Here is a 14,535-nt window from a genome sequence, read left to right as displayed (position 1 = left end):
TGCCGGTTGGTCCCCACCCGATCCCATTCCGAACTCGGTCGTTAAGCCTGCCAGGGCCAATGGTACTTCGTCTTAAGGCGCGGGAGAGTAGGTCGTCGCCAGGTCTATCAAACACAAGCCCACAACCCTTCAATCACACCCCATCAAAGACCGCGCGGCACTCAGCTGCCCGGTCTTTTTTAATATCCGGCATGACTTCCTCAGCGAAGCCAAAGCCTTAAAGCGAAGAGAAATCGAAGGGCCGCCCCGAGATTTATCTTCTCAAAACAGATCCACTTCAAAGTACCGCAGGGCATAGCCCGAGGACACTTTGAAGTGAGTATATGGTGTCGCGGGGTGGAGCAGCCCCGTCTGTGAGCCCAAAAGCGAACAGACAAAGCATAAAAAAACCGGGCTGCGCTCATACGCCCGTATTCTTGGTGACGCGGGGTGGAGCAGCCCGGTAGCTCGTCAGGCTCATAACCTGAAGGTCGTCAGTTCAAATCTGGCCCCCGCACCCACTGATACAGACAAAACAATACCTTAGAAGCCCGCATATGCGGGCTTTTCTGCGTTTAGGGCTCTGAATCGCCTGATGCCACTCTATTGAATTCACCGTACCCATTGCGTAAAACGGTTTAAAATTGTAGTACTGACTGGTCAGTCAGAATGTGAATTGAAAATGACAACGCCTTTGCCGCCCCGTAAGCCTCGTCGTCTGTCGCCGGATATCCGTCGCGATGCCTTGCTCGATGCCGCCTATGCGCAGTTCAACCGCCATGGCTATACCGATGCCCGTATGGATGAGGTTGCCAAAAGCGCTGGTGTGTCGAAGGGGACGATCTATCTCTATTTTCCGACCAAGGAAGCGCTGTTCGAGGCGCTGTTGCGGCGCGATGTCGTGCCGCGTCTGGAGCGGATATTGTTCATCCTGCGCCACTATAATGCGCCGCTGAGCTGGCTGCTGTATCGAGTGGCCGGGTTTGCGGGCGGCAAGATCGACAGTGATACCTTGCCCGTCTATCCAAAATTGCTGGTGCGGGAAGCCGCCCGCTTTCCCGAGCTGGCGCGCTTTTACCATGAAGAGGTCATCGGTGTGGTGCTCGACGCCCTGTCGGGCCTGTTCGGACGGGCTATGGCGCGCGGTGAAATCCGTCAGGGCGATCCGGCGATGGCGGCGCACCTGTTTCTGGCGCCGTTCGTCAAGGCCATGCTGTGGCATTTCACCTTCGGTCCGGTCGCGGCCTCGCCATTTCCGGCCAGGGCCTATCTGAGGGCGCATGTCGATACCTTCCTGAGAGGGCAAAAGCCATGAAGCGTCTGTGGTTGATCCTGCCATTGCTGGCGGGGTGCGAGAAGGCGGATGAAGGCCGCTTTACCGGCTATGTCGAGGCCCAGGCCGCGGCAGTCGCGGCGCCTCAGTCGGGCTGGTTGTCGGCGGTTTATGTCGATGACGGGGCTTCGGTGGCGCTGGATCAGCCGCTGTTTGCACTGGACGCTACGCAGGCCCGGCAAGCCCTGACCGGGGCGGAGAGTCACGAGGCCGCGGCGCGAGCCACAGCGCAGGATATGAGCAAGGGGGCGCGCGAGGCCGATATTGCGCCGCTGCTCAAGGAACGCGATCAGGCTCAGGCCTCCCTAGATCTCGCCCGGTCCGAAGAAGCGCGCTACGGCAAGCTGGCGGCCAGCGGTTATGCCGCGCCGGCCAAGATGGATTCGCTGCGCGCCACGCGCAAGGCGGCCGAGGCCAGTGTGGCGGCCATCGACCGGCAGATCGCAGCGCAGCGGCAGGCCGGTCGCGCCGATCAGCTGGTGGCGGCGCAGGCTCAGGCCGAAGGGGCTGCCGCCGACACGGCGCAGGCGCAGTGGACGGTCGACGAGCGAGCGGTCAGGGCGCGGCTGCAAGGGCGGGTCGGCCAGAGGCTGCGCGAGCCGGGGGAGTATGTGGCGGTGGGGCAACCGGTGCTCAGCCTGTATGTCACGGGGCGTGAATTCGTCCGCTTCTACGTGCCGCAGGGCGAACTGGCGCGCGTGAAGATCGGCCAGAGCGTTCGTGTGACCTGCGACGGCTGTGCGGCCCAGACGGCGAAGGTGCGTTATATCGCGACGGAGGCTGAATTCACCCCGCCGGTCATCTATTCGGTGCGCGAGCGGCAGAAACTGGTCTATCTCATCGAAGCCACGCCGGAAAAGCCCGATGCGCTGCGGCCCGGTCAGCCGGTGGACGTTACCCTGTGACGGCCGAACTGGCCATCGATGTGCGCGGCCTGACCAAGCGTTTCGGCAAGCGCACGGCGGTCGACCATGTCGATATCCGGATGCCGCGCGGTCAGGTCTGGGGCTTTCTGGGGCCGAACGGCTCGGGCAAGACGACGACCATCCGCATGTTGTGCGGGCTTTTGCGCGCCGATGAAGGCGAGGGGACGTGCCTCGGCTATGACATCCGCCGCGACAGCCGCAAAATCAAGCGTCAGGTCGGCTATATGACGCAGAAGTTCTCGTTCTGGGACGACCTGACCATCCGTGAAAACCTCGAATTCGTCGCCCGCCTGTACGAGATCCGTAAGGCAGGTGAGGTCGTCGACCGGACGCTGGAGACGCTGGGCCTGACGTCGCGTCAGACGCAACTGGCCGGTACGCTTTCGGGTGGCTGGAAACAGAGGCTGGCCCTGGCGGCCTGTACGCTGCACGATCCGGCCATGCTGCTGCTGGACGAACCGACGGCGGGGGTCGATCCGCAGGCGCGGCGTGACTTCTGGGATCAGATCCATCGGCTGGCCTCCGAAGGTCTGACGGTGCTGGTATCGACGCATTATATGGATGAGGCCGAGCGCTGCGACGAGATCGTCTATATCGCCTATGGCAAGCTGATGACGCAGGGGCCGGTGCAGTCGATCATCGATCAGAGCGGCCTGCACACCTATGTTGCCGAAGGGCCGGGGGTGCGGGCCCTGGCCGACCGTCTGCGGGGTCGCGACGGTGCCGAACACGTCGCCTATTTCGGTTCGGCCCTGCACGTCAGCGGCTCGGATGCCGCGAAGCTGAAGGCGTTGATCGAGGCCGAGCGGGGTGACGGCGTGCGCTGGCAGAGTGAGCGCCCCAGTCTGGAAGATGTCTTTATCCACCTCATGGGGCGGGCGGAGGATAAGTCATGAGCGCTCTAACCCTAAGGACACGCCGCCCGATTTTCAGAATTTATGTCTGTTTTTCCCAAGCGAAAAAACAGACGGGCGGAGGATAAGTCATGATCTCCCCCCTTCGTCGTATCCTCGCTATCCTGACCAAGGAATTCATCCAGATGCGCCGCGACCGGATGACCTTCGGCATGATGGTCATGGTGCCCATCGTGCAACTGGCCCTGTTCGGCTTTGCCATCAATGCCGATCCTCGTCATCTGCCGACCGTGCTCTATCTGGAGGACGAAAGCCCGGTCGTGCGCTCGATCGTCGCCGGGATGGCGCAATCGAGCTATTTCGACATTCAGGCGCAGGTCCACGATCAGGCGCAGGCCGAGGCCCTGTTGCAGGCAGGCGAGGCGGCCTTCGTCGTCCATATCCCGGCCGGGTTCACGCGCGACCTGCTGCGCGGCGAAAAGCCCTCCCTGCTGATCGAGGCCGATGCGTCGGACCCGTCGGCGGCGTCGGGCGCGGTGGCGCAGATCGGTCAGGTCGTCAGTCAGGCACTGACCCACGACCTGACGCGCGGCTGGGGGACCTTGTTGCCCGAAGCAGCACCGGTCAATGTGGTCGTTCACCGCCGCTATAATCCGGAAGGCATTACTCAGTACAATATCGTGCCGGGGCTTCTGGGCGTCATCCTGACCATGACCATGATCATGATGACGTCCATGGCCATGACGCGCGAATCGGAACGCGGCACGCTGGAAAACCTGCTGGCCATGCCGGCGCGGCCGTGGGAGGTGATGGTCGGCAAGATCATCCCCTATGTCGGTGTCGGCCTGATCCAGACCGTCATCATTCTGGGGGCGGCGGCGTGGGTTTTCGGCGTGCCTTTCATCGGGTCGCCGGTACTGCTGTTCGGGTGCGTAGCGCTGTTTATCGTCGCCAGTCTTGCGGTCGGCTTCACCTTCTCGACCATGGCGCGGACCCAGATGCAGGCCATGCAGATGACCTTTTTCTTCTTCCTGCCGTCCATGCTGCTGTCGGGCTTCATGTTCCCGTTCAGGGGCATGCCCGACTGGGCGCAGGCGATCGGCTCGGTGTTTCCCCTGACGCATTTTTTGCGGGCCGTGAGGGGCATCATGCTCAAGGGCGCCGATTTTGTCGCCGTGTGGCACAATATCTGGCCGCTATTGCTGTTTACCGCCGTCGCCACCCTGATTGCGCTCAAGCGCTACCGTGTGACGCTCGACTAAGAGACTTTCCTTAAGAGCACGGTCAGCGATCGATGTGCCCCAGATTGCGCTCCGGGCTAATCACGTCACGCACGCGTTGTTTCAGCTCTTTCGGACCGGGAAAGCCACCGTCGCGGACGCGCTCCCAGATCAGGGTCTCATCGACATGGATTTCAAAACGACCGCCAGTGGCGGGGATCAGAGCGACTTCCCCCAGATCGGAACCGAAGGTCGAGAGCAGTTCCTGCGCCATCCATGCCGCGCGCAGAAGCCACTGGCATTGCGTGCAATAAAGGATCGTAATTCTAGCGGTCACGGGCGCTCGACCCAGCGGACAAAGGCGTCGATAAAGCCATTGAGGAATTTTTGCGTCCCTTCGCTGGCAAAGGTGCCGTCGTCGGTCAGCAGGTCCGGGGTGAAGGTCATATAGACTTCCGGACCGCCCATGACGACGGTCTCGCAGATGACCAGCGTGCTGCGCAGTTGCGACTGCGACACCGCCGTGCCCTGACGGCCAGGTGAGGCACCGGTAATCGCCACCGGCTTGCCCTTCCAGGAATTATGCCCGTAAGGGCGCGACGCCCAGTCGATGGCGTTTTTGGTACAGGGCGGCACCGAGCGGTTATATTCCGGCGTCACGATCAGCACGCCATCGGCGGCTTCGATATCGGCTTTCAGTTGCACGACCTTTTCCGGCGGATTTTCCCACAGGTCTTCGTTATAGAGCGGCAGGTCGACGTCGAGATAATGGAAGTCGAGCCGGTCCCCGGCCAGCTTTTCCAGCGCATGGGCGTATTTTTTATTGATCGAGTCGCGGCGCAAACTGCCGATCAGGACCGCTATCTTGGGCATGGGAGTCTCCATATTTGTGGGGCGCACCATGCGCCGTGCCTCATCAGCGGGCAATAATAAAAGTAGCCGGATGCCGTGCACGGTTGTAGCCTTCCCCAAAAAAGGAAACGCCGATGTCCTATATACTTGCGCTCGATCAGGGCACTACGTCCAGCCGCGCGATCGTCTTCGACGCGAAGGGCCGGATTAAAAAGATCGCGCAAAAAGAATTCCGGCAGATATTCCCTCAACCCGGCTGGGTCGAACACGAGGCGCGCGATATCTGGAGCACGCAGGTCGGCGTGGCGCAGGAAGCGATCACCGGTGCGGGGTTGCGCGCCTCGGACATCGCCGCCATCGGCATCACCAATCAGCGCGAAACGACGGTCATCTGGGACCGGGCGACGGGTCAGCCGATCCACAACGCCATCGTCTGGCAGGACCGGCGCACGGCGGGGATATGCGACGCCTTGCGCGCGGCGGGACACGAAGCGGTGTTTCAGCACAAGACCGGGCTTTTGCTTGATGCCTATTTCAGCGGCACCAAGATCAGGTGGCTGCTCGACAACGTAGACGGCGCGCGGGCGAAGGCGGAGCGCGGGGAACTGGCGTTTGGGACCATCGATAGCTGGCTGGTGTGGAACCTGACCGGCGGCGAATTACATATCACCGATGCGTCGAACGCCGGCCGGACCTTGTTGTATAATCTGCACACCGGCGACTGGGACGACGAGTTACTCGGCCTGCTCGATATTCCGCGCAGCCTGCTGCCGGAGGTGCGCAGCAATAGCGAGGTTTATGGCACCACCGCCGAAGGCCTGTTCGGGGCGCGCATCCCCATCGCCGGGATGGCGGGCGATCAGCAGGCGGCGACCTTCGGGCAGGTCTGTCACACGCGCGGTATGGCCAAGAACACCTATGGCACGGGGTGTTTCATGCTGATGAATACGGGCGGCGAGATCGTGCCGAGTGCGAATAAGTTGCTGACCACGTTAGCATGGCAGCGCGACACGACGACCTATGCGCTGGAAGGCTCGGTGTTTGTCGCGGGAGCCTTGGTGCAGTGGTTGCGCGACGGCTTGGGCATCATCCGGTCCAGCGGCGAAATCGAAGCTTTGGCCGCGACGGTGCCGGATACCGACGGCGTCTGTCTGGTTCCGGCCTTTGTGGGCTTGGGTGCGCCGCACTGGGACGCCTATGCGCGGGGGACGCTGATCGGCCTGACGCGCGGTACGACCAAGGGGCATATTGCGCGGGCGGCGCTGGAGGCCATTGCATTCCAAAGCGCGGACGTATTGGAAGCCATGCAGCGTGACGGGGGCGATTTGAAAGAGTTGCGTGTGGATGGCGGGGCTTCGGCCAACAACCTGATGATGCAGTTTCAGGCCGATATCTTAGGGGTGTCGGTCGTGCGCCCGACGGTGACCGAGACCACGGCGTTAGGGGCCGCCTATCTGGCCGGTCTGGCGGTCGGTTACTGGGCCGACACCGAGGAACTGCGCGCCTTGTGGCAGGTCGACCGCGTCTTCGAACCGGCCATGTCGGACGATGAACGGGCTGGCCGTCTGGCGACGTGGCGCAAGGCGGTCGAGCGCAGCAAGGGGTGGGCGGATGTCTGATCCGCGTCCCGCCATCGTTGCCGCCGCGACCGCCGACACGCACTGGGACGTGATCGTTATCGGCGGTGGCGCGTCGGGCCTCGGCACGGCGGTCGAGGCGCAAACGCGGGGCTACAAGACCCTGCTTTTAGAGGCGTACGATTACGCCAAGGGCACGTCGAGCCGCTCGACCAAGCTGATCCACGGCGGGGTGCGCTATCTGGCGCAGGGCAATATCCCGCTGGTGCGCGAGTCCCTGCACGAGCGGGGGATTCTGAAGCGTAACGCACCGCATCTGGTCCACGATCTCGGCTTCGTCATCGCCGCTTATCAGGGCTGGCGGCTGCCCTTCTATGGCGCGGGATTGAAGTTGTACGATGCGCTTGCCGGGCGGTTGAACCTGCGCCCCAGCCGGTTTCTGAGCCGCAAGGACGTGCTGGCCGACATGCCGACCCTGAAGCGCGCGGGGCTGGTCGGTGGCATCCTCTATTTCGACGGGCAGTTCGACGACGCACGGCTGGCGGTCTCCCTGCTGCGGACGTTCGAGACGCACGGCGGCGTGGCGCTCAATGCCGCGCCAGTGACGGGCCTCGTCAAGACCGGTGGCAAGGTCACCGGCGTGATGTTCACGGATGCGGAAACCGGAGAGGGTTATACCGCGCGGGGCAGGGTAGTGATCAATGCTACCGGCGTCTTTGCCGACGGCGTGCGGCGGATGGACGAGGTCAGCGCCGCGTCGATGCTGTCGCCCAGTCAAGGCGTCCATATCGTCGTTGATGGTCGGTTTTTGCCGAACGGGTTTGCGTTGATGGTGCCGAAGACCTCGGACGGGCGCGTGCTGTTTGCCGTGCCGTGGCATGGCAAGACCCTGATTGGAACCACCGACACGCCGGTGCCGGAAGCCGCTCTGGAGCCGCGCGCACTGGACACCGAGGTCGAGTTCATCCTGCGCACGGCAGCGGATTATTTCGCCGTTGCGCCGACGCGGGCGGATATTTTGAGCGTCTTTGCGGGGTTGCGTCCTCTGGTCAAGGGCGATGGGACGGGGAAAGATCTATCGCGCGAACACGCCCTGATCGTGTCGGATAGCGGGCTTGTGACCCTGACCGGCGGCAAGTGGACGACCTATCGTCGCATGGGTCAGGACGCGGTCGATCGCGCGGCGTCTGTGGTGGGCCTTGTGCCGCAAGCGAGCGTGTCCGAGACCTTGGCGCTGCACACCGGCGATGCGCTGGAGGGGGCCGAGACGCAACTGCATCCGGCCTTTACCTACACCGAAGCCGAGGTGATCCGCGCCGCGCGCTATGAGCAGGCCCGCACGCTTGAGGACGTCCTCAGCCGCCGCTTACGCGCTTTGCTGCTCGATGCGAAAGCCAGCGTCGACGCCGCCCCGCGCGTGGCCGAACTGATGGCCGGGGAACTGGGCCGCGACGCAGACTGGCAGACCGCGCAGGTGGCGGTGTACCGCGAACTGGCCGCGGGGTATGTGGTTTGATAAGCTGGGATGCGTAACTCCACTTCCGCCTTGGGCTTTTATAAAAATCCCCATAGCCTCCGGCTGAAACCGACGAGGCACGGATGGCGCTGAGGCCACGCAAAATCGACATTCCCGACGAGGTGCTCCCCGCGATCACGCTGAATCGCAAGGGCAAGCTGCCGATCTGGCAGTCGCTGGTCCTGCGCGCGGTGCTGGTGTTCCTGCTGATCGGTATCGCCCTGATCGGGCACCTCAGCGACCGCGAGGGCCTGCGCGACAATACCGACGGCGAGGTGTCCTTCGTCGATGTCGTCTATTTTACCGCCGTGACCGTTTCGACCGTCGGCTATGGCGATATCGTGCCGGTGACCGACAAGGCGCGGTTGTTCGACACCTTCGTCGTGACGCCGATCCGCCTGTTCATCTGGCTGATTTTCTTGGGGACCGCCTATAGCTTCGTCGTCAAAAGCACCTGGGAGAGGATACGCACGCACATGATCCGCAAGGGCCTCAAGGGACACATCATCGTCTATGGCTACGGCGCCAGCGGCGAGGCGGCGGTCAACGAACTGCTGCGTCAGAATATGCTGCCGGAGCGCATCGTCGTCGTCGACTATAACGGCGACCGTATAGCTGCAGCGCTGGAGCGCGGGGTGACGACGATCGATTGCGACGCCACGCACAATTCGACTCAGGCGGCGGCCAATATCGATACGGCGCAAGCGGTAATCGTCTCGACCGGGCGCGACGACACGACGGCCCTGGTGGTGTTGTCGGCGCGGGCGATGAACCCGCACGTCTCGATAAGCGCCACGGTGCGGGCGGTCGAAAACGAGAGCCTGATCCGGCAGGCCGGGGCCGATCACATCATCAATCCGGTCTCGTTCGGCGGGCATCTTCTGGCGCGCGCTGCCGAAGGTCGTCATGTGGTGGATTACATTAGCGATCTGGCCTCGGCCGACGGCAAGGTCGTCATGCGCGACCGCGTGGTAACGTCAGCCGAGGTGGGCAAGCCGCTGAGTGCGATTACCACGGGGTTGGGTGTGCGGATTTGCCGGGGCGACCATCAGATCGGGTACTGGGAACCCGAGGCGCAGGCGCTCAGGGCTGGGGACGTGATTGTCGAGATCGCGCAGACGCGGCCTTTATCCCCTCTCCCTTGAGGGAGAGGGTGGCTGGAGCGAAGCGTGAGCCGGGTGAGGGGGAACTGTTACCAAGCGCTATACCGAGTCCGCTTCTACCATTTCCCCCTCACCCTGCCCTTCGGACTTCCCTCTCCCTCAGGGAGAGGGAAAGATAAGCGGACATTACAAGTTTGACACACTCCCCCTTTGTTATACGCTCCTGCCTAACTCAGGGAGCCGATATGAACGCCTTACAGCAGTGGATCAGCAAAACCTTCCAGCCGAAGCGCGCGGCGATCCATCAGCTCCCCGACCGCAAACTGATGCGCGACGCCTATCTCCCCGCCTTTGCCGAGGTCGGCGGCTCGATCCTGTTTATCGGCTGCCGGGGCTATACGCGCGACTATTACAGCGTGCTGGAAGCCAAGGGCGCGAAGGTGTGGACCACCGATATCGATCCGCGCGCCGAGCGCTTCGGACGTCAGGGCCATCACCGGACGGGGGATATCTGCGATGCGGCGCTGTTTGCCGATATCGCGTTTGATGGGGTGATTTGTAACGGCGTGCTCGGCTACGGCGTCGATTCCGTACCGCAGCAGGTCAAGGCTCTGGACGCCCTGAGCCATATCCTGAAACCCGGCGCGCCGTTGCTGCTCGGCTGGAACACCGACAAGATCGACGATCCGGTCGCCGCCGTTCTGACCGACGCGGCCTTCACGCCGCAGCCCTTCGCCGGTCAGCCCGCCCGCGTCCGTTTCGACGATGTGACGCATGTATATGATAGCTTTGTCCGCAAAGGTTAGACCCGCAGCAACCCTTTACGCATCTGATCCAGCCCCGCCGCCTCCATCAGGGCCTGAGAGTTGCTACCGCCAAAGCCCGCATGGCCACCCTTGCGCTGAACGATCTCGAAAAAGACCGGACCGAAGGTGTTTTCGGTGAAGACCTGCAACAAGATCCCGTCGCGGCGGGCATTGCCGTCGATCAGGATGCCGTCGGCCTTCATCCGCGCCACGTCTTCGTCGTGGTGCGGCACGCGGCGGTCGAGCATCTCGTAATAGGGATCGGGCACGGCCTGAAACGCCACGCCGCGCGCGCGGAGACCTTCGACGGTCGCATAGATATCCCGCGTTTCCAGCGCGATGTGCTGGATGCCTTCGCCGCCATAAGCACTCAGAAAGGCCTCGGTCGCGTTGAAGGCGTTGCGGCTCTCGTTCAACGGGATGCGGATGTGGCCGTCGGGCGCGATCAGGGTCTGGCTGTCGACCCCCATCAGGCGGTCGTCAACCTCGAAATAGCGCTGCGACTCGAAGCCGAAGACGCGGGTATAGAAATCGGCCCACACCTGCATCTGACCGGCGGGCAGGTCGTGCGTCAGGTGGTCGATGCGCGTCAGACCCGCGCCGTGGACCTGACGTACCGGCGGGTTGGTCAATGGCACCCAACCGGACAGGACGTCGTCCGAAAACTGCGAGTCATCGATCAGATAGATCAGCGTACCGCCGACGCCTTGCAGGGCCAGCAGGTCGTCGCCGAACGGGGTATAGACGCCCTCAACGGGTGTCGCGCCGTGCTGAAGTGCCAGACGATGCGCGCGGGCGGCATCGGCGACGCGGAACCCCATGCCGCAGGCCGAAGGCCCGTGCCGCGTGGCGAAGTCCGAGGCGTGGCTGAACGGCTCGGCATTGAGGATGAAATGGATGTCGCCCTGCCGGTAGAGGCTGACCTTTTGGCCCGGATGGCGGTGCGTCTCGATAAAGCCCAGCCGCTCCAGTTGCCGTCCTTGCGCGTCAGGGTCGGGCGCGGTGAATTCGACAAAGGCGAACCCCTCTAACCCCAATGGATTCTGACAACTGACCGGCATATTCCCCTCGACCACGCGCTTTTTGCACAGAAGCGTGTGAAATGGGAAATGTCACAAAACTATCGTTAAGTCCAATTAACTCGTCGTAAGTATCCCGCGCAACTTTTCCTGAATATTCAGTGCCATTTCAGGTGGTTAAAATGGTAAGGGATGAGGGCTATATCGCCTCTGGTCAGGCTCCGGATTTTGGCGCAGCATGATGCGATAAACAGACAGGGTTTAAGATGTTCAACTGGGCTGATCCCTTTCTTATCGACGCGCAACTGAGCGAGGACGAGCGCCTGATCCGCGATGCCGCGCACGACTATGCGCAAGGCTTGCTTTTGCCGCGCGTGATCGAGGCCTATGCCAGGGAACACACCGACCGCGCCATTTTCACGGAGATGGGGGCGCGCGGCCTGCTGGGGGCGACCCTGCCGGAAAGCTATGGCGGGGCGGGCGCGAGCTATGTCGCCTATGGCCTGATCGCACGCGAAATCGAGCGCGTCGACAGCGGCTATCGTTCGATGATGAGTGTGCAGTCGTCGCTGGTCATGCACCCGATCTTTGCCTATGGCTCTGAGGCGCAGAAGGCGAAATACCTGCCGAAACTGGCGTCGGGTGAGTGGGTCGGCTGCTTCGGTCTGACCGAGCCTGAGGCCGGGTCCGATCCGGGGGCGATGCGGACCACGGCGCGCAGGGTGGACGGTGGCTATGTGCTGAACGGCACGAAAACATGGATCACCAACGCGCCGATCGCCGAGGTGTTCGTGGTGTGGGCCAAGCTCGACGGTGTCATTCGGGGATTCGTGCTGGACAAGGGTTTGCCGGGCCTCAGCGCGCCTAAAATCGAGGGCAAGCTGTCCTTGCGCACCTCGGTCACCGGCGAGATCGTGATGGATAATGTCGAGGTCGGCGAGGACGCGATCCTGCCCGGTGTCGAGGGTCTGAAAGGGCCGTTCGGCTGCCTCAATCGGGCGCGGTATGGCATTGCGTGGGGCGTCATGGGCGCGGCCGAAGCGTGCTGGCACCGGGCGCGGCAATACGGTCTCGACCGGCAGCAATTTGGGCGACCTCTGGCGCAGACGCAACTGTTCCAGAAGAAGCTGGCCGATATGCAGACCGAGATCGCGCTGGGGCTTCAGGCGGCCCTGCGTGTCGGGCAATTGTTCGATGCGGGGCAGATGTCGCCTGAGATGATCAGCCTGATCAAGCGCAACAATTGCGGCAAGGCGCTGGAGATCGCGCGGATGGCGCGGGACATGCACGGCGGCAACGGCATCCATGAAGCGTACCACGTCATGCGCCACGCGCAGAACCTTGAGACGGTCAATACCTATGAGGGGACGCACGATGTCCATGCGCTTATTTTAGGTCGCGCACAAACGGGTTTGCAGGCGTTTTATTAGCCTCACAAAAAAGTTGCCCTTCGGGTACTTTTTTGTGGTTCATATCGTCGGACCTAAGCTCGGGGCGGCCCTTCGCTTAGGTCCGGCTTTTTTTGTTAGGCAAGAATGATGAGTCTGCCCGCCAAGCCCCTTTCCGGCCTGAAAATCCTCGAATTGGCGCGGATACTGGCCGGACCATGGGCAGGGCAGATCCTTGCCGATCTCGGTGCCGAAGTGACCAAGGTCGAACGCCCGGGCACGGGTGACGATACGCGCCACTGGGGCCCGCCCTTTATCGGTGAGGATGCCGCCTATTTCCACGCCGCCAACCGCGGCAAGACCTCCGTCGCCATCGACATCACTACCCCCGACGGTCAGGCCGCCGTGCGTGATCTGGTCGCGCAATCCGACGTGCTGATCGAAAATTTCAAGGTCGGCGGACTGGCCGCCTATGGTCTCGATTACGACCGCCTGAAAGCCGTCAATCCGCGCCTGATCTATGTGTCGATCACCGGCTTCGGGCAGGACGGTCCCTATGCGGCGCGGGCCGGGTACGACTATATCCTTCAGGGGATGTCCGGCCTGATGGACATCACCGGAGAGCCCGACGGTCCGCCGCAAAAGTTCGGCGTCGCCGTGGTCGACCTGTTCACCGGTGTCTATGCCTCGACGGCCATTCTGGCGGCGGTGCGGCAGCGCGATGCAACGGGTGAGGGGTGTCATATCGACCTGGCCCTGTTCGATGTGGCGACGTCGATGCTGGCCAATCAGGCCATGAACTATCTGGCGTCGGGCGTCTCGCCGACACGTATGGGCAACGCGCATCCCAATATCGCGCCCTATCAGGTCTTTGCGGTCAAGGACGGCCACGTCATCATCGCCGTCGGCAACGACCAGCAATTCCGGCGCTTATGCGACGTGCTGGAAGCCGATTATATTGCGCAGCATGAAGGCTTTCTCACCAATGCCGGACGGGTGGCCGCGCGCCATCAGCTTGAGGCGGAGCTGACGCCGTTTCTGGCGAACCGGACGCGGGCGGACCTGCTTGAGGCGCTGGAAGCCGCGGGCGTACCGGCGGGGCCGACCAACACGATTGAGGACGTGTTCAACGATACTCAGATCGTTCATCGCGGGATGAAGATCGAGGTCGGTGGCGTGCCGGGCGTGGCGTCCCCCATCGTCATCGACGGGGTGCGTATGGTAGCGGATAAGGCGTCGCCCAAGCGCGGAACCTGAGCCTTTATACCTCCCCGCTGGCGGGGAGGAAGGAGGCCGAAGGCCGGAAGGTGGGGTGGATAGCGGCGTCAGCCACCCCCCTCCGGCTTCGCCGGGTTCCCCCCGCCAGCGGGAGGATATGATTATACCTATACCGACGGTGAGGGTTCGCGCTTTAACCGCCGCAGACAGAAGGTCGAACGCGTGTGGCGGATGCCGCCGAATTTCAGCAGCTTCTTGCGCAAAAACTGCTCGTAGCCTTCGGTGCCGTCGACCGCCGCGATGATCACATAGTCGAATTCGCCGGTGGTCAGATAGGCGTCGGTGACCTCGGGCATGCCCAGCAGATATTTGGAAAAGGCTTCGATTTTCTCGTCGTCGTGCTGTTCGATATTGAGCTCGACGATCACGGTATCGGGGCGACCGACCAGCTCCGGATCGAGCAGGGCGACGTAGCCGGTGATGACCCCCGACTCCTCCATGCGCTTGATGCGCGACCAGCAGGGGGTGGCGGACAGACCGACGCTGTCGGCGATTTCCTGCGTCGTCAGACGGCAATTGCTGCGCAGCAATCTGAGGATCTTACGGTCGGTGTCGTCGAGGCTTTTGCCGTCCGAATGGCGGTGCATAGATAGATTCCTGTGTTTCCAGCATCCCATTCCGCGACCGTTCGTCGCGACGGAATGTCATTTTGTATTTGCCTCTAATAGCACGAAATGCGGAAAT

The 14,535-nt window shown here is 62.5% G+C and carries 14 protein-coding genes, 1 tRNA gene and 1 rRNA gene; 12 read left to right on the top strand and 4 right to left on the bottom strand.

From position 1 onward, the window contains the following. The 6 genes from rrf to PQU92_RS10560 form a co-directional block, all read left to right on the top strand. Nucleotides 1-104: ribosomal RNA gene (gene rrf / locus PQU92_RS10585) — 5S ribosomal RNA — on the top strand; the annotation flags it as partial. Between the two features lie 319 nt (nucleotides 105-423). After that, a tRNA-Met gene (locus PQU92_RS10580) sits at nucleotides 424-500 on the top strand. Nucleotides 501-661: 161 nt separating this feature from the next. Next, nucleotides 662-1,294, top strand: a complete 633-nt coding sequence (locus PQU92_RS10575) for a TetR/AcrR family transcriptional regulator (RefSeq protein WP_272748188.1) — start codon at nucleotides 662-664, stop codon at nucleotides 1,292-1,294. Next, a complete protein-coding gene (locus PQU92_RS10570; protein ID WP_272748187.1) occupies nucleotides 1,291-2,217 on the top strand; it encodes an HlyD family secretion protein in 927 nt (308 codons plus the stop codon). Before PQU92_RS10575 ends, PQU92_RS10570 begins: the two co-directional genes overlap by 4 nt. Beyond that, a complete protein-coding gene (locus PQU92_RS10565) occupies nucleotides 2,214-3,134 on the top strand; it encodes an ABC transporter ATP-binding protein (RefSeq protein WP_272748186.1) in 921 nt (306 codons plus the stop codon). Before PQU92_RS10570 ends, PQU92_RS10565 begins: the two co-directional genes overlap by 4 nt. An 89-nt stretch (nucleotides 3,135-3,223) precedes the next feature. Further along, nucleotides 3,224-4,354 carry an ABC transporter permease gene (locus PQU92_RS10560; protein ID WP_272748185.1) on the top strand — a complete coding sequence of 377 codons (1,131 nt, stop codon included), beginning with the start codon at nucleotides 3,224-3,226 and terminating at the stop codon, nucleotides 4,352-4,354. A gap of 22 nt (nucleotides 4,355-4,376) precedes the next feature. Here the strand turns inward: PQU92_RS10560 and PQU92_RS10555 are convergent, their stop codons facing one another. After that, nucleotides 4,377-4,649 carry an Rdx family protein gene (locus PQU92_RS10555; RefSeq protein WP_272748184.1) on the bottom strand — a complete coding sequence of 91 codons (273 nt, stop codon included), beginning with the start codon at nucleotides 4,647-4,649 and terminating at the stop codon, nucleotides 4,377-4,379. Beyond that, a complete protein-coding gene (locus tag PQU92_RS10550) occupies nucleotides 4,646-5,185 on the bottom strand; it encodes an NADPH-dependent FMN reductase (protein ID WP_272748183.1) in 540 nt (179 codons plus the stop codon). Before PQU92_RS10550 ends, PQU92_RS10555 begins: the two co-directional genes overlap by 4 nt. A gap of 113 nt (nucleotides 5,186-5,298) precedes the next feature. Between PQU92_RS10550 and glpK the strand changes: the two genes are divergently transcribed. The 4 genes from glpK (at nucleotide 5,299) to PQU92_RS10530 (ending at nucleotide 10,166) form a co-directional block, all read left to right on the top strand. Then, nucleotides 5,299-6,783 (top strand): glycerol kinase GlpK, encoded by a 1,485-nt coding sequence (gene glpK, locus PQU92_RS10545; protein ID WP_272748182.1) that lies wholly within the window; start codon nucleotides 5,299-5,301, stop codon nucleotides 6,781-6,783. Beyond that, complete coding sequence (locus tag PQU92_RS10540) at nucleotides 6,776-8,257, top strand: glycerol-3-phosphate dehydrogenase/oxidase (RefSeq protein WP_272748181.1); 1,482 nt, start codon at nucleotides 6,776-6,778, stop codon at nucleotides 8,255-8,257. Before glpK ends, PQU92_RS10540 begins: the two co-directional genes overlap by 8 nt. An 83-nt stretch (nucleotides 8,258-8,340) precedes the next feature. Continuing rightward, nucleotides 8,341-9,402 carry a potassium channel family protein gene (locus PQU92_RS10535; protein WP_272748180.1) on the top strand — a complete coding sequence of 354 codons (1,062 nt, stop codon included), beginning with the start codon at nucleotides 8,341-8,343 and terminating at the stop codon, nucleotides 9,400-9,402. A 203-nt stretch (nucleotides 9,403-9,605) separates the two neighbouring features. After that, on the top strand, nucleotides 9,606-10,166 hold the full coding sequence (locus PQU92_RS10530) for a class I SAM-dependent methyltransferase (RefSeq protein ID WP_272748179.1): 561 nt from the start codon (nucleotides 9,606-9,608) through the stop codon (nucleotides 10,164-10,166). Here the strand turns inward: PQU92_RS10530 and hppD are convergent. After that, the gene (gene hppD, locus PQU92_RS10525) at nucleotides 10,163-11,227 is read right to left on the bottom strand and encodes a 4-hydroxyphenylpyruvate dioxygenase (RefSeq protein WP_272748178.1); all 1,065 of its coding nucleotides are present in this window, start codon (nucleotides 11,225-11,227) and stop codon (nucleotides 10,163-10,165) included. The genes PQU92_RS10530 and hppD overlap by 4 nt on opposite strands. Nucleotides 11,228-11,451: 224 nt before the next feature. Here hppD and PQU92_RS10520 point away from each other — a divergent pair, with 224 nt between their 5' ends. Together PQU92_RS10520 and PQU92_RS10515 are read left to right on the top strand one after the other, a co-directional pair. Further along, nucleotides 11,452-12,615, top strand: coding sequence for an acyl-CoA dehydrogenase (locus PQU92_RS10520; protein WP_272748177.1), 1,164 nt, complete (start codon nucleotides 11,452-11,454; stop codon nucleotides 12,613-12,615). 108 nt (nucleotides 12,616-12,723) lie between these two features. Further along, entirely contained in the window at nucleotides 12,724-13,830 is a 1,107-nt protein-coding gene (locus PQU92_RS10515; protein ID WP_272748176.1) for a CaiB/BaiF CoA transferase family protein, read from the top strand. 128 nt (nucleotides 13,831-13,958) lie between these two features. On the opposite strand, the gene PQU92_RS10510 is transcribed toward PQU92_RS10515, so the two are convergent. After that, entirely contained in the window at nucleotides 13,959-14,438 is a 480-nt protein-coding gene (locus PQU92_RS10510; RefSeq protein WP_272748175.1) for an Lrp/AsnC family transcriptional regulator, read from the bottom strand. Nucleotides 14,439-14,535 lie beyond the last annotated feature (97 nt).

This window comes from Asticcacaulis aquaticus (genome assembly GCF_028550415.1).
Taxonomy (GTDB): domain Bacteria; phylum Pseudomonadota; class Alphaproteobacteria; order Caulobacterales; family Caulobacteraceae; genus Asticcacaulis; species Asticcacaulis aquaticus.
Note: the sequence above shows the minus strand (reverse complement) of the source record. Positions and strands in the feature narration are given on the sequence as shown.